20 protein-coding genes are annotated in these 22988 nt (G+C 52.6%); all 20 read left to right on the top strand.

Annotated elements, in window-relative coordinates:
* Positions 1 to 34 precede the first annotated feature (34 nt).
* The 20 genes from wza (at position 35) to wcaM (ending at position 22945) form a co-directional block, all read left to right on the top strand.
* A complete protein-coding gene (wza, locus tag BEG40_RS06770) occupies positions 35 to 1174 on the top strand; it encodes a polysaccharide export protein Wza (RefSeq protein ID WP_016158526.1) in 1140 nt (379 codons plus the stop codon).
* 5 nt (positions 1175 to 1179) lie between these two features.
* Positions 1180 to 1623 carry a low molecular weight protein-tyrosine-phosphatase Wzb gene (wzb, locus tag BEG40_RS06765; protein WP_000482901.1) on the top strand — a complete coding sequence of 148 codons (444 nt, stop codon included), beginning with the start codon at positions 1180 to 1182 and terminating at the stop codon, positions 1621 to 1623.
* 2 nt (positions 1624 to 1625) lie between these two features.
* On the top strand, positions 1626 to 3788 hold the full coding sequence (gene wzc, locus BEG40_RS06760; RefSeq protein ID WP_105285117.1) for a tyrosine-protein kinase Wzc: 2163 nt from the start codon (positions 1626 to 1628) through the stop codon (positions 3786 to 3788).
* Positions 3789 to 3916: 128 nt separating this feature from the next.
* On the top strand, positions 3917 to 4756 hold the full coding sequence (gene wcaA, locus BEG40_RS06755) for a colanic acid biosynthesis glycosyltransferase WcaA (RefSeq protein ID WP_105285116.1): 840 nt from the start codon (positions 3917 to 3919) through the stop codon (positions 4754 to 4756).
* A gap of 2 nt (positions 4757 to 4758) precedes the next feature.
* The gene (gene wcaB / locus BEG40_RS06750) at positions 4759 to 5247 is read left to right on the top strand and encodes a colanic acid biosynthesis acetyltransferase WcaB (RefSeq protein ID WP_105285115.1); all 489 of its coding nucleotides are present in this window, start codon (positions 4759 to 4761) and stop codon (positions 5245 to 5247) included.
* The gene (gene wcaC / locus BEG40_RS06745; protein ID WP_105285114.1) at positions 5244 to 6461 is read left to right on the top strand and encodes a colanic acid biosynthesis glycosyltransferase WcaC; all 1218 of its coding nucleotides are present in this window, start codon (positions 5244 to 5246) and stop codon (positions 6459 to 6461) included. The genes wcaB and wcaC overlap by 4 nt, the downstream gene beginning before the upstream one ends.
* Positions 6436 to 7656 carry a colanic acid polymerase WcaD gene (wcaD, locus tag BEG40_RS06740; RefSeq protein ID WP_016158523.1) on the top strand — a complete coding sequence of 407 codons (1221 nt, stop codon included), beginning with the start codon at positions 6436 to 6438 and terminating at the stop codon, positions 7654 to 7656. Before wcaC ends, wcaD begins: the two co-directional genes overlap by 26 nt.
* A gap of 125 nt (positions 7657 to 7781) precedes the next feature.
* Positions 7782 to 8528 (top strand): colanic acid biosynthesis glycosyltransferase WcaE, encoded by a 747-nt coding sequence (gene wcaE / locus BEG40_RS06735; RefSeq protein WP_105285113.1) that lies wholly within the window; start codon positions 7782 to 7784, stop codon positions 8526 to 8528.
* Between the two features lie 15 nt (positions 8529 to 8543).
* A complete protein-coding gene (gene wcaF / locus BEG40_RS06730; RefSeq protein ID WP_105285112.1) occupies positions 8544 to 9092 on the top strand; it encodes a colanic acid biosynthesis acetyltransferase WcaF in 549 nt (182 codons plus the stop codon).
* 26 nt (positions 9093 to 9118) lie between these two features.
* Complete coding sequence (gmd, locus tag BEG40_RS06725; protein ID WP_105285111.1) at positions 9119 to 10240, top strand: GDP-mannose 4,6-dehydratase; 1122 nt, start codon at positions 9119 to 9121, stop codon at positions 10238 to 10240.
* A gap of 2 nt (positions 10241 to 10242) precedes the next feature.
* Positions 10243 to 11208: a GDP-L-fucose synthase gene (gene fcl / locus BEG40_RS06720; RefSeq protein ID WP_105285110.1), complete on the top strand. Its 966-nt coding sequence runs from the start codon at positions 10243 to 10245 to the stop codon at positions 11206 to 11208.
* A gap of 2 nt (positions 11209 to 11210) precedes the next feature.
* Positions 11211 to 11690 carry a GDP-mannose mannosyl hydrolase gene (gene gmm, locus BEG40_RS06715; RefSeq protein ID WP_105285109.1) on the top strand — a complete coding sequence of 160 codons (480 nt, stop codon included), beginning with the start codon at positions 11211 to 11213 and terminating at the stop codon, positions 11688 to 11690.
* Positions 11687 to 12910, top strand: a complete 1224-nt coding sequence (gene wcaI, locus BEG40_RS06710) for a colanic acid biosynthesis fucosyltransferase WcaI (RefSeq protein ID WP_105285108.1) — start codon at positions 11687 to 11689, stop codon at positions 12908 to 12910. Before gmm ends, wcaI begins: the two co-directional genes overlap by 4 nt.
* A gap of 2 nt (positions 12911 to 12912) precedes the next feature.
* Positions 12913 to 14349 carry a mannose-1-phosphate guanyltransferase gene (gene cpsB, locus BEG40_RS06705; protein WP_104726754.1) on the top strand — a complete coding sequence of 479 codons (1437 nt, stop codon included), beginning with the start codon at positions 12913 to 12915 and terminating at the stop codon, positions 14347 to 14349.
* Positions 14350 to 14541: 192 nt separating this feature from the next.
* Positions 14542 to 15912: a colanic acid biosynthesis phosphomannomutase CpsG gene (gene cpsG / locus BEG40_RS06700; protein WP_105285107.1), complete on the top strand. Its 1371-nt coding sequence runs from the start codon at positions 14542 to 14544 to the stop codon at positions 15910 to 15912.
* 128 nt (positions 15913 to 16040) lie between these two features.
* A complete protein-coding gene (wcaJ, locus tag BEG40_RS06695; RefSeq protein WP_105285106.1) occupies positions 16041 to 17435 on the top strand; it encodes an undecaprenyl-phosphate glucose phosphotransferase in 1395 nt (464 codons plus the stop codon).
* Position 17436: 1 nt separating this feature from the next.
* Complete coding sequence (wzxC, locus tag BEG40_RS06690) at positions 17437 to 18915, top strand: colanic acid undecaprenyl disphosphate flippase WzxC (RefSeq protein WP_105285105.1); 1479 nt, start codon at positions 17437 to 17439, stop codon at positions 18913 to 18915.
* Between the two features lie 127 nt (positions 18916 to 19042).
* Complete coding sequence (gene wcaK / locus BEG40_RS06685; protein ID WP_105285104.1) at positions 19043 to 20323, top strand: colanic acid biosynthesis pyruvyl transferase WcaK; 1281 nt, start codon at positions 19043 to 19045, stop codon at positions 20321 to 20323.
* Positions 20320 to 21540 carry a colanic acid biosynthesis glycosyltransferase WcaL gene (gene wcaL, locus BEG40_RS06680; protein ID WP_000862690.1) on the top strand — a complete coding sequence of 407 codons (1221 nt, stop codon included), beginning with the start codon at positions 20320 to 20322 and terminating at the stop codon, positions 21538 to 21540. Before wcaK ends, wcaL begins: the two co-directional genes overlap by 4 nt.
* Before the next feature lie 10 nt (positions 21541 to 21550).
* On the top strand, positions 21551 to 22945 hold the full coding sequence (wcaM, locus tag BEG40_RS06675; protein ID WP_105285103.1) for a colanic acid biosynthesis protein WcaM: 1395 nt from the start codon (positions 21551 to 21553) through the stop codon (positions 22943 to 22945).
* Positions 22946 to 22988: the final 43 nt, after the last annotated feature.

Here is a 22988-nt window from a genome sequence, read left to right as displayed (position 1 = left end):
AGGATAATTACTCTGCCAAAGTGATAAATAAACAATGATGAAATCCAAAATGAAATTGATGCCATTATTGGTGTCAGTAACCTTGATAAGCGGTTGCACAGTACTTCCGGGCAGTAATATGTCTACGCTGGGTAAAGACGTCATCAAACAGCAGGACGCTGATTTCGACCTCGACAAAATGGTGAATGTTTATCCGCTGACCCCGCGCCTGATTGATCAATTACGCCCACGCCCGAACGTGGCGCGCCCCAATATGACGCTGGAAAGCGAGATTGCGAATTACCAGTATCGCGTCGGGCCGGGCGACGTTCTTAATGTCACCGTCTGGGATCATCCGGAACTTACCACGCCCGCAGGTCAGTACCGCAGCTCCAGCGACACCGGCAACTGGGTACAGCCTGACGGCACTATGTTCTACCCGTATATCGGCAAGGTTCACGTCGTGGGGAAAACGCTCGCTGAAATCCGCAGTGATATTACCGGGCGCTTAGCGACGTACATCGCTGACCCGCAGGTGGACGTTAATATCGCCGCCTTCCGCTCGCAAAAAGCCTATATCTCAGGTCAGGTGAATAAATCCGGTCAACAGGCGATCACCAACGTGCCACTGACCATTCTCGACGCCATCAACGCCGCAGGTGGCCTGACCGACACCGCTGACTGGCGCAACGTGGTGCTAACACACAATGGTCGTGAAGAACGCATTTCTTTGCAGGCGCTGATGCAAAACGGCGACCTCAATCAGAACCGACTGCTTTACCCAGGCGATATTCTCTACGTGCCGCGTAATGACGATCTGAAAGTATTTGTGATGGGTGAAGTGAAGAAACAGAGCACCCTGAAAATGGACTTTAGCGGCATGACCCTGACTGAAGCTCTGGGCAATGCCGAAGGTATCGACATGACCACCTCCAACGCCAGCGGCATCTTTGTCATTCGTCCGCTGAAAGGCGAGGGGGGGCGTAACGGCAAGATTGCCAATATCTACCAGCTGGATATGTCCGATGCGACGTCGCTGGTGATGGCGACAGAATTCCGCCTGCAACCTTATGACGTGGTGTATGTCACCACCGCCCCGGTTTCCCGCTGGAACCGTCTGATCAATCAGTTGCTGCCAACTATTAGCGGTGTCCGTTACATGACGGATACAGCCAGCGACATTCATAACTGGTAATCGTCATGTTTAACAATATCTTAGTTGTCTGTGTCGGCAATATTTGCCGTTCCCCGACGGCGGAACGCTTACTGCAACGTTATCACCCGGAGCTAAAAGTGGAGTCCGCTGGACTCGGCGCGCTGGTCGGTAAGGGCGCTGATCCTACCGCCATCAGCGTCGCCGCCGAGCATCAACTCTCTCTGGAAGGCCACTGTGCCCGTCAAATCAGCCGCCGCCTGTGTCGCAACTATGACCTGATTTTGACCATGGAAAAGCGCCATATCGAACGCTTATGCGAGATGGCACCCGAGATGCGCGGCAAAGTGATGCTGTTTGGTCACTGGGATAACGAATGTGAAATTCCCGATCCGTATCGCAAAAGCCGGGAAACGTTTGCAGCGGTGTACACATTACTTGAACGGTCTGCCCGCCAGTGGGCGCAGGCATTGAACGCAGAGCAGGTATAAGAATGACAGAAAAAGTAAAACAACATGCCGCTCCGGTAACGGGCAGTGATGAAATCGATATTGGTCGCCTGGTCGGCACCGTCATTGAAGCGCGCTGGTGGGTGACTGGCATCACCGCCGTGTTCGCCCTCTGTGCTGTGATTTACACCTTCTTCGCCACGCCGATTTATAGTGCCGACGCGCTGGTACAAATCGAACAAAGCGGCGGCAATTCGCTGGTGCAGGACATTGGTTCGGCGTTAGCTAACAAACCGCCAGCCTCGGACGCCGAGATCCAGTTGATTCGTTCGCGTCTGGTGCTTGGTAAAACGGTGGACGATCTCGACCTCGATATTGCGGTGAGCAAAAACACGTTCCCGATTTTCGGTGCGGGCTGGGATCGCCTGATGGGACGCCAGAACGAGACGGTGAAAGTGACCACCTTTAACCGCCCGAAAGAGATGGCGGATCAGGTGTTTACGCTTAATGTGCTGGACAACAAAACCTACACTTTGAGCAGTGATGGCGGCTTTAGCGCCCGTGGACAAGCAGGCCAGATGCTGAAAAAAGAAGGCGTCACGCTGATGGTTGAGGCTATTCACGCCAGCCCGGGCAGTGAGTTTACCGTCACCAAATACTCCACGCTGGGGATGATCAATCAACTGCAAAACAGCCTGACGGTCACAGAGAACGGCAAAGACGCTGGCGTACTGAGCCTCACTTACACCGGTGAAGATCGCGAGCAGATCCGCGACATTCTTAACAGCATCGCCCGTAACTATCAGGAACAAAATATTGAGCGCAAATCGGCGGAAGCGTCGAAAAGCCTCGCTTTCCTCGCGCAACAGTTACCGGAAGTACGTAGCCGCCTTGATGTTGCCGAAAACAAACTGAATGCCTTCCGTCAGGATAAAGATTCCGTTGATCTGCCGCTGGAAGCGAAAGCGGTGCTCGATTCGATGGTGAACATCGACGCGCAGCTGAACGAACTGACCTTTAAAGAGGCGGAAATCTCCAAGCTGTACACCAAAGTTCATCCGGCGTACCGCACGCTGCTGGAGAAACGGCAGGCGCTGGAAGACGAAAAAGCCAAACTTAACGGGCGCGTAACGGCGATGCCGAAAACCCAGCAGGAGATTGTGCGCCTGACCCGCGATGTCGAGTCTGGTCAGCAGGTCTATATGCAACTGCTGAATAAAGAGCAGGAGCTGAAAATCACCGAAGCCAGCACCGTAGGCGATGTGCGCATTGTTGACCCGGCAATCACCCAGCCAGGTGTACTGAAACCGAAGAAAGGGCTGATTATCCTTGGGGCGATTATCCTCGGTCTGATGCTCTCTATCGTGGGTGTGCTGCTGCGCTCGCTGTTTAATCGCGGCATCGAAAGCCCGCAGGCGCTGGAAGAACACGGTATCAGCGTCTATGCCAGCATCCCGCTGTCGGAATGGCAGAAAGCGCGCGATAGCGTTAAAACCATCAAAGGGGTTAAACGCTATAAACAGAGCCAGCTACTGGCGGTGGGGAATCCAACCGATCTGGCGATTGAAGCCATCCGCAGTCTGCGTACCAGTCTGCACTTCGCGATGATGCAGGCGCAGAACAATGTGTTGATGATGACCGGGGTTAGCCCGTCAATTGGTAAAACTTTTGTCTGTGCCAACCTGGCGGCGGTCATTAGCCAGACCAATAAACGGGTGCTGTTGATCGACTGCGATATGCGCAAAGGCTACACCCACGAGTTGCTGGGCACCAATAACGTCAATGGCCTGTCGGAAATTCTGATTGGTCAGGGCGATATTACTACCGCTGCTAAACCGACCTCTATTGCCAAATTTGACCTGATCCCGCGCGGTCAGGTACCGCCAAATCCTTCTGAACTGTTGATGAGCGAACGCTTTGCCGAACTGGTGAGCTGGGCGAGTAAAAACTACGACCTGGTGTTGATTGATACGCCGCCGATTCTGGCAGTGACCGATGCGGCAATTGTTGGTCGTCATGTTGGAACCACGTTAATGGTGGCGCGTTATGCGGTCAACACCTTAAAAGAAGTGGAAACCAGTCTGAGCCGCTTTGAGCAAAACGGTATTCCTGTGAAAGGGGTGATTCTGAACTCCATCTTCCGCCGCGCCAGCGCGTATCAGGATTATGGCTATTACGAATACGAATATAAGTCGGATGCGAAATAACGAGATCCGCTGTCGGATGCGATGCTGACGCATCTTATCCGACCTACGTTCACGCCGCATCTGGCAACAGAACCCGTAAACAAGCTTATAAACCGGCAGAACATCTCGACACTCCGGGAGAACAACCTATGAAAGAAAATCCGCTGATCTCAATCTATATGCCAACCTGGAACCGCCAACAACTGGCGATTCGGGCGATAAATTCGGTCCTGCGCCAGGACTACAGCAACTGGGAGATGATCATCGTGGATGATTGCTCCACCTCCTGGGAACAGCTGCAACAGTACGTCACCGCCCTCAACGATCCGCGTATCACCTATATTCACAACGACATTAACAGCGGGGCGTGCGCGGTACGTAACCAGGCTATTATGCTGGCGCAAGGGGAATACATTACCGGGATCGATGACGATGATGAATGGACGCCCAACCGCCTGAGCGTCTTCCTCGCCCATAAACAGCAACTGGTCACTCACGCCTTTTTGTACGCTAACGACTACGTTTGCCAGGGCGAAGTCTATTCCCAACCGGCAAGCCTGCCGCTGTATCCCAAATCACCCTATTCACGCCGCCTGTTCTACAAACGCAATATCATCGGTAACCAGGTTTTTACCTGGGCGTGGCGTTTCAAAGAAAGTTTGTTCGATACCGAACTGAAAGCAGCACAGGATTACGACATCTTCCTGCGAATGGTAGTGGAGTACGGCGAACCGTGGAAAGTGGAAGAGGCGACGCAGATCCTGCATATCAATCACGGCGAAATGCAGATCACCTCGTCACCGAAAAAATTCTCCGGATACTTCCATTTTTACCGCAAGCACAAAGGCAAATTTGACCGCGCCAGCAAAAAATATCAGCTGTTTACCCTCTACCAGATCCGCAATAAACGCATGACCTGGCGGACTTTGTTGACGCTGCTGTCGGTGCGTAACGGCAAACGTCTGGCTGATGGCATACGGGGGCGCTAAAGATGCTGGAAGATCTGCGTGCCAATAGCTGGAGTTTACGCCCGTGTTGCATGGTTCTTGCCTATCGCGTTGCTCATTTTTGTTCGGTGTGGCGCAAAAAGAACGTCCTCAACAATTTGTGGGCGGCTCCGCTGCTGGTGCTGTATCGCATTATCACCGAAGGCTTTTTCGGTTATGAAATCCAGGCCGCCGCAACCATTGGTCGCCGCTTCATCATTCATCACGGTTACGCCGTAGTGATCAATAAAAACGTGGTGGCGGGGGATGATTTCACCATTCGCCACGGCGTCACCATCGGCAATCGGGGTGCCGATAACATGGCATGTCCACAAATTGGCAACGGTGTCGAACTCGGCGCCAACGTCATTATTCTTGGTGATATCACGCTTGGAAACAACGTCACCGTGGGCGCGGGCAGCGTGGTGCTCGATTCTGTCCCGGACAACGCGCTGGTGGTGGGAGAAAAAGCGCGAGTGAAGGTAATTAAATGAATATTCTGCAATTTAATGTGCGACTGGCGGAAGGCGGAGCGGCAGGTGTGGCGTTAGATCTCCACCAGCGCGCGCTGCAACAGGGGCTGGCGTCACATTTTGTCTACGGCTACGGCAAAGGCGGCAAAGAGAGCGTCAGTCATCAACACTATCCGCAGGTAATCAAACATACGCCTCGGATGACGGCGATGGCGAACATTGCGCTGTTTCGTCTGTTTAATCGCGATCTGTTCGGCAATTTCAATGAGTTGTACCGTTCTATTACCCGCACGTCGGGGCCGGTAGTTCTGCATTTTCATGTGCTGCACAGCTACTGGTTGAATCTTAACAGTGTGGTGCGCTTTTGCGAAAAAGTGAAAAACCACAAACCGGATGTCACCCTGGTCTGGACGCTGCACGACCACTGGAGCGTTACCGGGCGCTGCGCTTTTACCGACGGTTGCGAAGGCTGGAAAACCGGCTGCCAGAAATGCCCGACGCTAAATAACTATCCGCCGGTGAAGATTGATCGCGCACACCAGCTGGTGGCGGGCAAACGCCAGTTGTTCCGCGAGATGCTGGCGCTGGGCTGTCAGTTTATTTCCCCCAGCCAGCATGTGGCTGACGCTTTCAATAGCCTGTACGGGCCAGGGCGTTGCCGGATTATCAATAACGGTATTGATATGGCAACCGAAGCGATTCTGGCGGATTTGCCTCCGGTGCGCGAAACCCAGGGCAAGCCGAAAATCGCGGTGGTGGCGCATGACCTGCGTTACGACGGCAAAACTAACCAGCAACTGGTGCGCGAGATGATGGCGCTGGGAGACAAAATCGAACTGCATACCTTCGGTAAGTTCTCGCCGTTCACCGCTGGCAACGTGGTTAATCACGGCTTTGAAACTGACAAGCGCAAGTTGATGAGCGCGCTCAATCAGATGGATGCGCTGGTGTTCAGTTCTCGTGTCGATAACTACCCGCTGATTTTGTGTGAGGCGCTATCGATTGGCGTGCCGGTGATCGCCACCCATAGCGATGCGGCGCGGGAAGTGCTGCAAAAATCCGGTGGTAAAACCGTCAGCGAAGAAGATGTGCTGCAACTGGTGCAGTTAAGCAAACCGGAAATCGCACAGGCGATATTTGGTACCACGCTGGCTGAGTTCAGCCAACGCAGCCGCGCCGCCTACAGTGGACAACAGATGCTGGAGGAGTATGTCAACTTCTATCAGAATCTGTAGCTACCTGCTGCTGCCGCTGATTTACCTGCTGGTTAACGTCAAAATCGCCCAGCTTGGCGAAAGTTTCCCCATCACCATCGTCACTTTTTTACCCGTCTTGTTATTGCTGTTTTTAGAACGCATCAGCGTTAAAAAATTGATGATTGCCTTAGGGATTGGCGCGGGGCTCACGGCGTTTAACTACCTGTTTGGTCAGTCGTTGGATGCCAGTAAATACGTCACTTCAACCATGCTGTTTGTCTATATTGTGATCATTATTGGTATGGTGTGGAGTATTCGCTTTAAAACGATTTCTCCACACAACCATCGCAAGATATTACGTTTCTTTTATCTGGTGGTCGGGCTGGTGGTGGCGCTGGCGGCGGTGGAGATGGCGCAAATTATCCTCACCGGCGGCAGCAGTATTATGGAGTCGATTTCGAAATATCTGATTTACAGCAACAGCTATGTACTGAATTTCATTAAATTCGGCGGCAAGCGAACGACAGCACTTTATTTCGAACCAGCATTTTTCGCTCTGGCATTAATCTCAATTTGGCTCAGTATCAAACAGTTTGGTATCAAAACGCCTAAAACAGATGCTATGATTCTCGCAGGAATAATATTATCCGGATCGTTTTCAGGGGTTATGACCTTTATCCTGTTTTATTTGCTGGAGTGGGCATTTCAGTATCTGAATAAAGAGGCGATTAAGAAAAAGTTACCGTTAGCATTGATTTCTCTGGCTGTATTCCTGGTTGGTGTGGTAATTGCTTTTCCTTATATTTCCACCCGTCTGGGAGATTTAGGTACGGAAGGATCGTCATCGTATTATCGTATTGTCGGTCCGCTGGTGATGGTCGGTTATTCTTTGACCCATATTGACGGTGTAGTCAGATTTGGCTCACTTTATGAATATGTCGCATCATTCGGAATATTTAACGGTGCGGATGTCGGAAAAACCATAGACAATGGTTTGTATCTGCTGATTATTTATTTTTCCTGGTTCGCGGTGTTTTTATCGCTGTGGTACATGGGGAAAGTGATAAAAATGATGCTCAACGCTTTTGGCGATAATCGAAATTTTCGCGTGCAGCTCTATCTTTTTACGCCGGTATCACTGTTTTTTACCGGTTCGATATTTAGCCCGGAATATGCATTTTTAATCGTCTGTCCATTTATTTTGCGAAAAGCGTTAAATATATACCCTAAATAATTCGAGTTGCAGGAAGTTGGTGACGCAGCGAATCCCCAGGAGCGTACACGAGTACGTGACTGGGGTGAGCGAGGAAAACCAACGCACATGCAGCTTGAAGTATGACGGGTATTACGAGGTAAAACATGTTGCTTAGCATAATCACTGTCGCGTTTCGTAACCTGGAAGGGATAGTCAAAACACACGCCTCGCTGGCGCATCTGGCGCAGGCGGGCGATATCAGCTTCGAATGGATTGTAGTCGATGGCGGCTCCAATGACGGCACCCGTGAGTATCTGGAAAATCTCAATGGTGTCTATAACCTACGCTTTGTTAGCGAGCCAGATAACGGGATCTACGACGCCATGAACAAAGGTATTGAAATGGCACAAGGCAAGTTTGCGCTGTTTCTCAACTCGGGTGATATTTTTCATCAGGATGCCGCAAATTTTGTTCGTAAGTTAAAAGTGCAAAAAGATAACGTGATGATCACCGGCGATGCGCTGCTGGACTTTGGCGACGGTCATAAAATTAAACGTAGCGCCAAACCTGGCTGGTATATTTATCACAGCCTGCCCGCCAGTCATCAAGCGATATTTTTCCCGGTATCCGGCTTGAAAAAATGGCGTTATGACCTGGAATATAAAGTTTCTTCAGATTATGCGCTGGCGGCCAAAATGTATAAAGCTGGTTATGCATTTAAAAAACTCAATGGCCTGGTGTCTGAATTTTCGATGGGTGGGGTATCTACCACCAATAATATGGAATTGTGTGCCGACGCGAAAAAAGTCCAACGGCAGATATTACATGTGCCTGGCTTCTGGGCAGAATTATCCTGGCATTTACGCCAGCGTACGACGGGTAAGACTAAAGCCTTATATAACAAACTTTGAATATAAGGAATATCAATGCAAGATTTAAGTGGTTTCTCGGTGCCGAAAGGGTTCCGGGGCAGCAATGCTATTAAAGTGCAATTATGGTGGGCGGTACAGGCAACAATATTTGCCTGGTCGCCACAAATATTGTATCGCTGGCGGACATTTTTATTACGTTTATTCGGCGCAAAAATAGGAAAAAACGTAGTTATTCGTCCGTCAGTAAAAATTACCTATCCGTGGAAATTAACCTTAGGTGATTACGTGTGGGTCGGCGATGAGGTCAATTTATATACCCTCGGTGAAATAACCATTGGCGCAAATTCGGTGATATCGCAAAAAAGTTATTTATGCACCGGTAGCCACGACCATGCAAGTCAACATTTCACCATTAACGCCACACCTATTGTGATTGGCGAGAAATGCTGGCTGGCAACCGATGTCTTTGTTGCCCCTGGCGTCACGATCGGCGACTGCACCGTCGTGGGTGCGCGAAGCAGTGTTTTTAAATCGCTTCCGGCAAATGTGGTTTGCCGGGGGAATCCCGCAGTGGTGATACGCGAACGCGTTGAAACTGAATAAATTCAAAAAATACAGAGGAATAAGACATGTCAAAAGTCGCTCTCATCACCGGTGTAACCGGACAGGATGGTTCTTACCTGGCAGAGTTTCTGCTGGAAAAAGGTTACGAGGTGCATGGTATTAAGCGTCGTGCATCGTCATTCAACACCGAGCGCGTGGATCACATTTATCAGGATCCGCACACCTGCAACCCGAAATTCCATCTGCATTATGGCGACCTGAGTGATACCTCCAACCTGACGCGCATTTTGCGTGAAGTGCAGCCGGACGAAGTGTACAACCTGGGCGCGATGAGCCACGTTGCGGTCTCTTTTGAGTCACCAGAATATACCGCAGACGTTGATGCGATGGGTACGCTGCGCCTGCTCGAGGCGATCCGCTTCCTCGGTCTGGAAAAGAAAACCCGTTTTTATCAGGCTTCCACCTCTGAACTGTATGGTCTGGTGCAGGAAATTCCGCAGAAAGAAACCACGCCGTTCTACCCGCGATCTCCGTATGCGGTCGCCAAACTGTACGCCTACTGGATCACCGTTAACTACCGCGAATCCTACGGCATGTACGCTTGTAACGGTATTCTCTTCAACCATGAATCCCCGCGCCGTGGCGAAACCTTCGTTACCCGCAAAATCACCCGCGCAATCGCCAACATCGCCCAGGGGCTGGAGTCGTGCCTGTACCTCGGCAATATGGATTCCCTGCGCGACTGGGGCCATGCCAAAGACTACGTAAAAATGCAGTGGATGATGCTGCAACAGGAACAACCGGAAGATTTCGTTATTGCTACCGGCGTTCAGTATTCCGTACGTCAGTTCGTGGAAATGGCGGCGGCACAGCTGGGCATCAAACTGCGCTTTGAAGGCAAGGGCGTTGAAGAGAAGGGCATTGTGGTTTTCGTCACCGGACATGACGCGCCGGGCGTTAAACCGGGCGATGTGATTATCGCCGTTGACCCACGTTACTTCCGTCCGGCTGAAGTAGAGACGCTGCTCGGCGACCCGACCAAAGCGCACGAAAAGCTGGGCTGGAAACCAGAAATCACCCTCAGAGAGATGGTGTCTGAAATGGTGGCAAATGACCTTGAAGCGGCGAAAAAACACTCTCTGCTGAAATCTCACGGCTACGACGTGGCGATCGCGCTGGAGTCATAAGCATGAGTAAACAACGAATTTTTATCGCTGGCCATCGCGGGATGGTCGGTTCCGCCATCAGGCGGCAGCTCGAACAGCGCGGTGATGTGGAACTGGTATTACGCACCCGCGACGAGCTGAACCTGCTGGACAGTCGCGCGGTGCATGATTTCTTTGCCCGCGAGCGCATTGATCAGGTCTATCTGGCGGCGGCAAAAGTGGGCGGCATTGTCGCCAACAACACGTATCCGGCGGATTTCATCTATCAGAACATGATGATTGAGAGCAACATCATTCACGCCGCGCATCAGAACGACGTGAACAAACTGCTGTTTCTCGGATCGTCCTGTATCTACCCGAAACTGGCAAAACAGCCGATGGCAGAAAGCGAGTTGTTGCAGGGTACGCTGGAGCCGACCAACGAGCCTTATGCCATTGCCAAAATTGCCGGGATCAAACTGTGCGAATCTTACAACCGCCAGTATGGACGTGATTACCGCTCTGTCATGCCGACCAACCTGTACGGGCCACACGACAATTTCCACCCGAGTAATTCGCATGTGATCCCTGCATTGCTGCGTCGCTTCCACGAGGCGACGGCACAGAATGCGCCGGACGTGGTGGTGTGGGGCAGCGGTACACCGATGCGTGAATTCCTGCACGTCGATGATATGGCGGCGGCGAGCATTCATGTCATGGAGCTGGCGCACGAAGTCTGGCTGGAAAATACCCAGCCGATGCTGTCGCACATTAACGTCGGCACTGGCGTTGACTGCACCATTCGCGAGCTGGCGCAAACCATCGCCAAAGTGGTGGGCTTTAAAGGTCGGGTGGTTTTTGATGCCAGCAAACCGGATGGTACGCCGCGCAAACTGCTGGATGTGACGCGCCTGCATCAGCTTGGCTGGTATCACGAAATCTCACTAGAAGCGGGGCTTGCCAGCACTTACCAGTGGTTCCTTGAGAATCAAGACCGCTTTCGGGGGTAATGATGTTTTTACGTCAGGAAGACTTTGCCACGGTAGTGCGCTCCACTCCGCTTGTCTCTCTCGACTTTATTGTTGAGAACAGTCGCGGCGAGTTTCTGCTTGGCAAAAGAACCAACCGCCCGGCGCAGGGTTACTGGTTTGTGCCGGGAGGGCGCGTGCAGAAAGACGAAACGCTGGAAGCCGCATTTGAGCGGCTGACGATGGCGGAACTGGGGCTGCGTCTGCCGATAACAGCAGGCCAGTTTTACGGTGTCTGGCAGCACTTTTATGACGATAATTTCTCCGGCACGGATTTCACCACTCACTATGTGGTGCTCGGTTTTCGCCTGAAAGTGACGGAAGAGGAGCTGTTTCTGCCGGATGAGCAGCACGACGATTACCGCTGGCTGACGCCGGACTCGCTGCTCGCCAGTGACAATGTTCACGCTAACAGCCGCGCCTATTTTCTCGCTGAGAAGCGTGCCGGAGTACCCGGATTATGAAAATACTGGTCTACGGCATTAACTACTCGCCGGAGTTAACCGGTATCGGCAAATATACCGGTGAGATGGTCGAATGGCTGGCGGCACAAGGTCATGAGGTGCGGGTCATTACCGCACCGCCTTACTACCCGCAGTGGCAGGTGGGCGAGAACTATTCCGCCTGGCGGTACAAACGTGAAGAGGGCGCAGCCACGGTGTGGCGCTGCCCGCTGTATGTGCCAAAACAGCCGAGCACACTGAAACGCCTGTTACATCTCGGCAGTTTTGCCGCCAGCAGTTTTTTCCCGCTGATGGCGCAACGTCGCTGGAAGCCGGATCGCATTATCGGCGTAGTGCCAACGCTGTTTTGCACGCCGGGAATGCGCCTGCTGGCGAAACTCTCTGGCGCGCGCACGGTACTGCATATTCAGGATTACGAAGTGGACGCCATGCTGGGGCTGGGTCTTGCCGGAAAGGGCAAAGGCGGCAAAGTGGCACAGCTGGCGACGGCGTTCGAACGTAGCGGACTGCATAACGTCGATAACGTCTCCACCATTTCGCGCTCAATGATGAACAAAGCCGTTGAAAAAGGCGTGGCGGCGGAAAACGTCATCTTCTTCCCCAACTGGTCGGAAATTGCCCGTTTTCAGCATGTTGCAGAGGCTGATGTTGACGCTCTTCGTAACCAGCTTGGCCTGCCGGATAACAAAAAAATCATTCTTTACTCCGGCAATATTGGTGAAAAGCAGGGGCTGGAAAACGTTATTGAAGCCGCCGATCGCCTGCGCGATGAACCGCTGATTTTTGCCATTGTCGGGCAGGGCGGCGGCAAAGCGCGGCTGGAAAAAATGGCGCAGCAGCGTGGATTGCGCAACATGCAATTTTTCCCGCTGCAATCGTATGACGCTTTACCCGCACTGCTGAAGATGGGCGATTGCCATCTGGTAGTGCAAAAACGCGGCGCAGCAGATGCGGTATTGCCGTCGAAGCTGACCAATATTCTGGCGGTAGGCGGTAACGCGGTGATTACCGCAGAAGCCCACACTGAGCTGGGGCAACTCTGCGAAACCTTCCCAGGAATTGCGGTTTGCGTAGAACCGGAATCGGTCGAGGCGCTGGTGGCGGGGATCCGTCAGGCGCTCCTGCTGCCCAAACACAACACGGTGGCACGTGAATATGCCGAACGCACGCTCGATAAAGAGAACGTGTTACGTCAATTTATAAATGATATTCGGGGATAATTATGGCGCAGTCGAAACTCTATCCAGTTGTGATGGCAGGTGGCTCCGGTAGCCGCTTATGGCCGCTTTCCCGCGTACTTTACCCCAAGCAGTTTTTATGCCTGAAAGGCGATCTCACCATGCTGCAGACCACCATCTGCCGCCTGAACGGCGTGGAGTGCGAAAGCCCGGTGGTGATTTGCAATGAACAGCACCGCTTTATTGTCGCGGAACAGCTGCGTCAACTGAACAAACTCACTGAGAACATTATTCTCGAACCAGCAGGGCGTAACACTGCACCTGCCATTGCGCTGGCGGCGCTGGCGGCAAAACGTCATAGCCCGGAGAGCGACCCGTTAATGCTGGTGCTGGCGGCGGATCATGTGATTGCCGATGAAGACGCGTTCCGCGCCGCCGTGCGTAACGCCATGCCGTATGCCGAAGCAGGCAAGCTGGTGACCTTCGGCATTGTGCCGGATCTACCTGAAACCGGATATGGCTATATTCGTCGCGGTGAAGTATCTGCGGGTGAGCAGGATACGGTGGCCTTTGAAGTGGCGCAGTTTGTCGAAAAACCGAATCTGGAAACCGCTCAGGCCTACGTGGCAAGCGGCGAATATTACTGGAACAGCGGTATGTTCCTGTTCCGCGCCGGACGCTATCTCGAAGAACTGAAAAAATATCGTCCGGATATTCTCGATGCCTGTGAAAAAGCGATGAGCGCCGTCGATCCGGATCTCGATTTTATTCGTGTGGATGAAGAAGCGTTTCTCGCCTGCCCGGAAGAGTCGGTGGATTACGCGGTCATGGAACGCACGGCAGATGCCGTTGTGGTGCCAATGGATGCGGGCTGGAGCGATGTCGGTTCCTGGTCTTCATTATGGGAGATCAGCGCCCACACTGCCGAGGGCAACGTTTGCCACGGTGATGTGATTAATCACAAAACCGAAAACAGCTATGTGTATGCCGAATCTGGCCTGGTCACCACAGTCGGGGTGAAAGATCTGGTCGTGGTGCAGACCAAAGACGCGGTGCTGATTGCCGACCGGAACTCGGTGCAGGATGTGAAAAAAGTGGTCGAGCAGATCAAAGCCGATGGCCGCCATGAGCATCGGGTACATCGCGAAGTGTATCGCCCGTGGGGCAAATATGACTCTATCGACGCAGGCGACCGCTATCAGGTGAAACGCATTACAGTGAAACCAGGTGAGGGCTTGTCGGTACAGATGCACCATCACCGCGCGGAACACTGGGTAGTGGTAGCGGGAACGGCAAAAGTCACCATTGACGGTGATATCAAACTGCTTGGCGAAAACGAGTCCATTTATATTCCGCTGGGGGCGACGCATTGCCTGGAAAACCCGGGGAAAATTCCGCTCGATTTAATTGAAGTGCGCTCCGGCTCTTATCTCGAAGAGGATGATGTGGTGCGCTTCGCGGATCGCTACGGACGGGTGTAAACGTCGCATCAGGCGCTGTTTGTCGGATGCGGCGTGAACGCCTTATCTGACCTACGGTTCGGGTTTGTAGGCCTGATAAGACGCGGCAGCGTCGCATCAGGCAATGAATGCCGAACCGCGATGTAAATAACGACAAAAACAAAATTGGCCGTTTCGGTCAGGGCCAACTATTGCCTGAAAAAGGGTAACGACATGAAAAAATTAACCTGCTTTAAAGCCTATGATATTCGCGGAAAATTAGGCGAAGAACTGAATGAAGATATTGCCTGGCGCATTGGTCGCGCCTATGGCGAATTCCTTAAACCGAAAACCATTGTTTTAGGCGGTGATGTCCGCCTCACCAGCGAAACCTTAAAACTGGCGCTGGCGAAAGGTTTACAGGATGCGGGCGTCGATGTGCTGGATATTGGCATGTCCGGCACCGAAGAGATCTATTTCGCCACGTTCCATCTCGGCGTGGATGGCGGCATCGAAGTTACCGCCAGCCATAACCCGATGGATTATAACGGCATGAAACTGGTGCGCGAAGGGGCTCGCCCGATCAGCGGTGATACCGGACTGCGCGACGTCCAGCGTCTGGCTGAAGCCAACGACTTTCCTCCCGTTGATGAAACCAAACGCGGTCGCTATCAGCAAATCAATCTGCGTGACGCTTACGTTGATCACCTGTTCGGTTATATCAATGTCAAAAACCTCACGCCGCTCAAGCTGGTGATCAACTCCGGGAACGGCGCGGCGGGTCCGGTGGTGGACGCTATCGAAGCCCGCTTTAAAGCCCTCGGCGCACCTGTGGAATTAATCAAAGTACACAACACGCCGGACGGCAATTTCCCCAACGGTATTCCTAACCCGCTGCTGCCGGAATGCCGCGACGACACCCGTAATGCAGTCATCAAACACGGCGCGGATATGGGCATTGCCTTTGATGGCGATTTTGACCGCTGTTTTCTGTTTGACGAAAAAGGGCAGTTTATCGAGGGCTACTACATCGTCGGCCTGCTGGCAGAAGCGTTCCTCGAAAAAAATCCCGGCGCGAAGATCATCCACGATCCGCGTCTTTCCTGGAACACCATCGATGTGGTGACTGCCGCAGGCGGTACGCCGGTGATGTCGAAAACCGGACACGCCTTTATTAAAGAACGTATGCGCAAGGAAGACGCCATCTACGGCGGCGAAATGAGCGCGCATCATTACTTCCGTGATTTCGCCTACTGCGACAGCGGCATGATCCCGTGGCTGCTGGTAGCCGAACTGGTGTGCCTGAAAGGAAAAACGCTGGGCGAACTGGTGCGCGACCGCATGGCGGCGTTCCCGGCAAGCGGTGAGATCAACAGCAAACTGGCGCAACCCGTTGAGGCGATTAACCGCGTCGAACAGCACTTTAGCCGCGAGGCGCTGACGGTAGATCGCACCGACGGCATCAGCATGACCTTTGCCGACTGGCGCTTCAACCTGCGCTCCTCCAACACCGAACCGATGGTGCGGCTGAATGTGGAATCGCGCGGTGATGTGCCGCTGATGGAAGCGCGAACGCAAACTCTGCTGACGTTGCTGAACGAGTAATGTCATTACTTTCCCCCTCACCCTGACGCTCTACTGCCTGCGGAGAGAAGAGAGCACGGAACTTTCTTCTCCCCCTCGCCCCTTTGGGGAGAGGGCCGGGGTGAGGCGACAATAGAACAGGAACAACGATGACAAATCTAAAAAAGCGCGAGCGAGCGAAAACCAATGCATCGTTAATCTCTATGGTGCAACGCTTTTCAGATATCACCATCATGTTTGCCGGACTATGGCTGGTTTGCGAAGTGAGCGGACTGTCATTCCTCTACATGCACCTGTTGGTGGCGCTGATTACGCTGGTGGTGTTCCAGATGCTGGGCGGCATCACCGATTTTTATCGCTCATGGCGCGGTGTTCGGGCAGCGACAGAATTTGCTCTGTTGCTACAAAACTGGACGTTAAGTGTGATTTTCAGCGCCGGACTGGTGGCGTTTAACAATGATTTCGACACGCAACTGACAATCTGGCTGGCGTGGTATGGGCTGACCAGTATCGGACTGGTGGTTTGCCGTTCGTGTATTCGCATTGGTGCGGGCTGGCTGCGTAATCATGGCTATAACAAGCGTATGGTCGCCGTGGCGGGGGATTTAGCTGCCGGGCAAATGCTGATGGAGAGCTTCCGTAATCAACCGTGGTTAGGGTTTGAAGTGGTGGGTGTCTATCACGATCCGAAACCGGGCGGCGTGTCTAACGACTGGGCGGGCAATCTGCAACAACTGGTCGAAGATGCGAAAGCGGGCAAAATCCATAACGTCTATATCGCGATGCAGATGTGCGACGGCGCGCGAGTGAAAAAACTGGTTCATCAACTGGCGGACACCACCTGTTCGGTGCTGCTGATCCCCGACGTTTTTACCTTCAACATTCTTCATTCCCGTATCGAAGAGATGAACGGTGTGCCGGTGGTGCCGCTGTATGACACGCCGCTTTCCGGGATTAACCGCCTGATTAAACGTGCGGAAGATATTGTGCTGGCAACGCTGATCCTGCTGCTGATCTCCCCGGTGCTGTGCTGCATTGCGCTGGCGGTGAAACTCAGTTCACCGGGGCCGGTTATTTTCCGCCAGACTCGCTACGGCATGGACGGCAAGCCGATCAAAGTGTGGAAGTTTCGATCCATGAAAGTGATGGAGAACGACAAAGTAGTGACCCAGGCGACGCAGAATGATCCGCGCGTCACCAAAGTGGGGAACTTTCTGCGCCGCACCTCACTGGATGAATTGCCGCAGTTTATCAATGTGCTGACCGGCGGGATGTCGATTGTTGGTCCGCGTCCGCACGCAGTGGCGCATAACGAGCAGTATCGCCAGCTTATTGAAGGCTACATGCTGCGCCATAAAGTGAAACCGGGCATTACCGGTTGGGCGCAGATTAACGGCTGGCGCGGCGAAACCGACACGCTGGAGAAAATGGAAAAACGCGTCGAGTTCGACCTTGAGTACATCCGCGAATGGAGCGTCTGGTTCGATATCAAAATCGTTTTCCTGACGGTATTCAAGGGCTTCGTTAACAAAGCGGCATATTGATATGAGCTTACGTGAAAAAACCATCAGCGGCGCGAAGTGGTCGGCGATTGCCACGGTGATCATCATCGGCCTCGGGCTGGTGCAGATGACCGTGCTGGCGCGGATTATCGACAACCACCAGTTCGGCCTGCTTACCGTGTCGCTGGTGATCATCGCGCTGGCAGATACGCTTTCTGACTTCGGTATCGCTAACTCGATTATTCAGCGAAAAGAAATCAGCCACCTTGAACTCACTACGCTGTACTGGCTGAACGTCGGGCTGGGGATTGTGGTGTGCGTGGCGGTGTTTTTGTTGAGTGATCTCATCGGTGACGTGCTGAATAACCCGGATCTGGCACCGTTGATTAAAACATTGTCGCTGGCGTTTGTGGTGATCCCCCACGGGCAGCAGTTCCGCGCGTTGATGCAAAAGGAGCTGGAGTTCAACAAAATCGGCATGATCGAAACCAGCGCGGTGCTGGCGGGCTTTACTTTTACGGTGGTTAGCGCCCATTTCTGGCCGCTGGCGATGACTGCTATCCTCGGTTATCTGGTCAATAGTGCGGTGAGAACGCTGCTGTTTGGCTACTTTGGTCGCAAAATTTATCGCCCCGGTCTGCACTTCTCGCTGGCGTCGGTGGCACCGAACTTACGCTTTGGTGCCTGGCTGACGGCGGACAGCATCATCAACTATCTCAACACCAACCTTTCAACTCTGGTGCTGGCGCGTATTCTTGGCGCGGGCGTGGCGGGGGGCTACAACCTGGCCTATAACGTGGCCGTTGTGCCGCCGATGAAGCTGAACCCGATCATCACCCGCGTGCTGTTTCCGGCGTTTGCCAAAATTCAGGACGACACCGAAAAGCTGCGCGTTAACTTCTACAATCTGCTGTCGGTGGTGGGGATTATCAACTTTCCGGCGCTGCTGGGGCTGATGGTGGTATCAAATAATTTTGTGCCACTGGTATTTGGCGAGAAGTGGAACAGCATTATTCCGGTGCTGCAATTGCTGTGTGTGGTGGGGCTGCTGCGTTCGGTGGGTAACCCGATTGGTTCGCTGCTGATGGCGAAAGCGCGGGTCGATATCAGCTTTAAATTCAACCTATTCAAAACATTTCTGTTTATTCCGGCGATTGTTATCGGCGGGCAGATGGCGGGCGCGATCGGCGTCACGCTTGGCTTCCTGCTGGTGCAGATTATCAACACCGTTCTGAGCTACTTCGTGATGATTAAACCGGTGCTTGGTTCCAGCTATCGCCAGTACATCCTGAGTTTGTGGCTACCGTTTTATCTCTCGCTGCCGACGCTGGTGGTCAGTTATGCGCTGAGCGTGCTGCTGAAAGGGCAACTGGCGCTGGCAACGTTGCTTGCGGTGCAAATTACCGCAGGCGTACTGGCGTTTGTGGTGATGATTGTGCTGTCGCGCCATCCGCTGGTGGTGGAAGTGAAACGCCAGTTTTGTCGCAGCGAAAAAATGAAAATGCTTTTACGGGCGGGGTGAAGTGTTGTTTTCGGTTCTGGCTCGGGTTTTGTAGGTCTGATAAGACGCGTCAGCGTCGCATCAGGCAAAAAACAGCAATGAAAACAACAAATACAACCTCACCTGGCATCAAATTTATGAGGAAAAAATGAAATTACTTATTCTTGGCAACCATACTTGCGGCAATCGCGGCGACAGCGCCATCCTGCGCGGCTTACTTGATGCCATCAACATCCTCAATCCACAAGCCGAAGTGGACGTGATGAGCCGCTATCCGGTCAGTTCTTCCTGGCTGCTCAACCGCCCGGTAATGGGCGATCCGCTGTTCCTGCAAATGAAACAACACAACAGCGCGGCGGGCGTTGTCGGGCGCGTTAAAAAAGTCCTCCGTCGCCGCTACCAGCATCAGGTATTGCTCTCACGCGTCACCGACACTGGCAAGCTGCGTAATATCGCCATCGCCCAGGGATTCACCGACTTCGTGCGCCTGCTGTCAGGTTACGACGCCATTATTCAGGTCGGCGGATCGTTTTTTGTCGATCTCTATGGCGTGCCGCAGTTTGAACACGCGCTTTGCACATTTATGGCGAAAAAGCCGCTGTTTATGATTGGTCACAGCGTCGGCCCCTTCCAGGATGAGCAATTTAACCAACTGGCGAACTACGTTTTTGGTCACTGCGACGCGCTGATCCTGCGCGAATCGGTCAGCCTTGATCTGATGAAACGCAGCAATATCACCACCGCAAAAGTGGAACATGGCGTCGATACCGCATGGCTGGTCGATCACCACACCGAAGATTTCACCGCCAGCTATGCCGTTCAACACTGGCTGGACGTTGCCGCACAACAGAAAACAGTGGCAATTACCCTGCGCGAACTGGCACCGTTCGACAAACGCCTTGGCACCACTCAACAAGCGTATGAAAAAGCCTTTGCCGGGGTGGTCAATCGCATTCTCGACGAAGGCTATCAGGTGATTGCGCTCTCCACCTGTACGGGCATCGACAGCTATAACAAAGACGACCGCATGGTGGCGCTCAACCTGCGTCAGTACATCAGCGATCCTGCCCGTTACCACGTGGTGATGGATGAACTTAACGATCTGGAAATGGGCAAAATTCTTGGTGCCTGTGAACTTACCGTTGGTACGCGGCTGCACTCCGCCATTATCTCCATGAACTTTGCCACTCCGGCAATTGCCATCAACTACGAACATAAATCCGCCGGGATTATGCAGCAGTTAGGGCTGTCGGAGATGGCAATTGATATCCGTCATTTATTAGACGGCAGCCTGCAAGCGATGGTTGCGGATACCTTAGGCCAGCTTCCGGCGCTGAATGCACGACTTAACGAAGCCGTCAGTCGTGAACGCCAGACGGGGATGCAGATGGTGCAGTCAGTGCTTGAGCGCATCGGGGAGGCGAAATGAAGGTCGGCTTCTTTTTACTGAAATTTCCGCTGTCGTCAGAAACCTTCGTCCTCAATCAAATCACTGCGTTTATTGATATGGGATTTGAGGTGGAGATTGTCGCGCTGCAAAAAGGCGACACACAAAACACCCACGCGGCATGGACGAAATACAACCTTGCTGCCAGAACCCGCTGGTTACAGGACGAACCTACGGGCAAAGTGGCGAAACTGCGCCACCGCGCCAGCCAGACCTTACGCGGCATTCATCGTAAAAATACCTGGCAGGCGCTCAACCTCAAACGCTATGGTGCCGAGTCGCGGAACCTGATTTTGTCTGCCATTTGCGGCCAGGTCGTAACACCGCTTCATGCCGATGTCTTTATCGCTCACTTTGGCCCTGCGGGGGTAACCGCAGCAAAATTGCGTGAACTAGGTGTCATTCGCGGCAAAATTGCCACTATCTTCCACGGTATTGATATTTCCAGTCGGGAAGTGCTCAACCATTACACCCCGGAATATCAACAACTGTTTCGCCGTGGCGACCTGATGTTGCCAATAAGCGATCTGTGGGCAGGGAGATTGCAAAAGATGGGCTGTCCGATGGAAAAAATCGCTGTATCGCGCATGGGCGTGGACATGACGCGCTTTAGCCCTCGTCCGGTTAAAGCGCCTGGAACACCGCTGGAGATTATTTCCGTTGCACGTTTAACTGAGAAAAAGGGCCTGCATGTGGCGATCGAATCTTGCCGTCAGCTCAAAGAGCAGGGTGTGGCATTTCGCTATCGCATCCTCGGCATCGGCCCGTGGGAGCGGCGCTTACGCACGCTCATCGAACAGTATCAACTGGAAGATGTGGTAGAGATGCCGGGCTTTAAACCGAGCCACGAAGTAAAAGCGATGCTCGACGAAGCGGATGTCTTCCTGTTGCCATCGGTAACGGGTGCGGATGGCGATATGGAAGGTATTCCGGTGGCGCTAATGGAAGCGATGGCGGTCGGCATTCCGGTCGTTTCCACTTTGCATAGCGGAATACCAGAACTGGTGGAGGCAGATAAATCTGGCTGGCTGGTGCCGGAAAATGACGCCTATGCACTGGCGCAACGGCTGGCGGCGTTTAGCCAACTGGATACAGACGAACTGGCTCCGGTCGTCAAACGCGCGCGCGAAAAAGTCGAACACGATTTTAACCAGCAGGTGATTAACCGAGAACTCGCCAGCTTGCTGCAAGCTTTATAGAGGAGAACGCATGTCATTTAAAACAATCTCCCGACGCACCTTCCTGACGGCAAGCTCCGCGCTTGCTTTCCTCCATATCCCTTTCGCCCGTGCACTTCCCGCCCGACAAAGCGTTAACATCAACGACTACAATCCGCACGACTGGATCGCCTCATTTAAACAAGCCTTTAGCGAAGGGCAAACGGTCGTCGTGCCCGCCGGATTTGTTTGCGACAACATCAACACCGGCATCTTCATCCCTCCCGGCAAAACGTTACACATCCTCGGTAGTTTGCGCGGCAACGGCAGAGGGCGATTTGTCTTACAGGACGGCAGCCAGGTGACAGGGGTGAAGGGCGGCAGTATGCATAACATCACCCTGGATGTGCGCGGTTCTGACTGCACCATCAAAGGGCTGGCGATGAGCGGCTTTGATCCGGTAACGCAGATTTATATCGGCGGCAAAAACAAACGGGTTATGCGCAACCTGACCATCGATAACCTGACCGTGAGCCATGCTAATTACGCCATATTACGCCAGGGATTTCACAACCAGATTATCGGTGCCAACATCACCAATTGTAAGTTCAGCGACTTACAGGGCGACGCCATCGAATGGAACGTGGCAATCAACGACCGCGATATTTTAATTTCCGACCACGTAATAGAACGTATCAACTGTACTAATGGCAAAATCAACTGGGGTATCGGCATAGGCCTTGCGGGAAGTACCTACGATAATAACTACCCGGAAGACCAGGCGGTGAAAAACTTTGTCGTGGCCAATATTACAGGATCGGATTGTCGACAGCTGATCCATGTTGAAAATGGCAAACATTTCATTATCCGTAATATCAAAGCGCGTAATATTACGCCTGATTTCAGCAAGAAAGCCGGTATTGATAACGCCACTGTAGCGATATATGGATGTGATAACTTTGTTATTGACAATATAGATATGGTTAATAGTGCCGGGATGTTAATCGGCTACGGCGTCATTAAAGGCAAGTATCTCTCCATACCGCAAAACTTCAGACTGAATAATATTCATCTTGATAATACTGACCTTGCCTGGAAATTGCGTGGAATCCAAATCTCCGCAGGGAATGCTATCTCCTTTGTTACGCTGACCAATATTGCGATGAAACGTGCTTCTCTGGAGCTACACAACAAGCCGCAGCACCTTTTTATGCGTAATATCAATGTGATGCAAGAATCTTCGGTTGGTCCGGCATTGACCATGAACTTCGACTTGCGTAAGGATGTCCGTGGGACATTTATGGCAAAGAACGAGACGCTACTGTCACTGGTAAATGTTCATGCGGTGAATGAAAAAGGACAAAGCTCTGTCGATATCGACAGGATTAATTACCATGTCGTTAATGTGGAAAAGATAAACTTCAGGCTACCGAAACTGGAACGATAGATTTGCGACCATTCCTGGAAAAATGGCACCATACTTAAGAATA

The sequence above is a fragment of the Escherichia sp. MOD1-EC5495 genome (assembly GCF_002965965.1).
In the GTDB taxonomy this organism is placed as follows: Bacteria; Pseudomonadota; Gammaproteobacteria; order Enterobacterales; family Enterobacteriaceae; genus Escherichia; species Escherichia ruysiae.
This window is presented reverse-complemented; position numbering and strand designations above follow the sequence as displayed.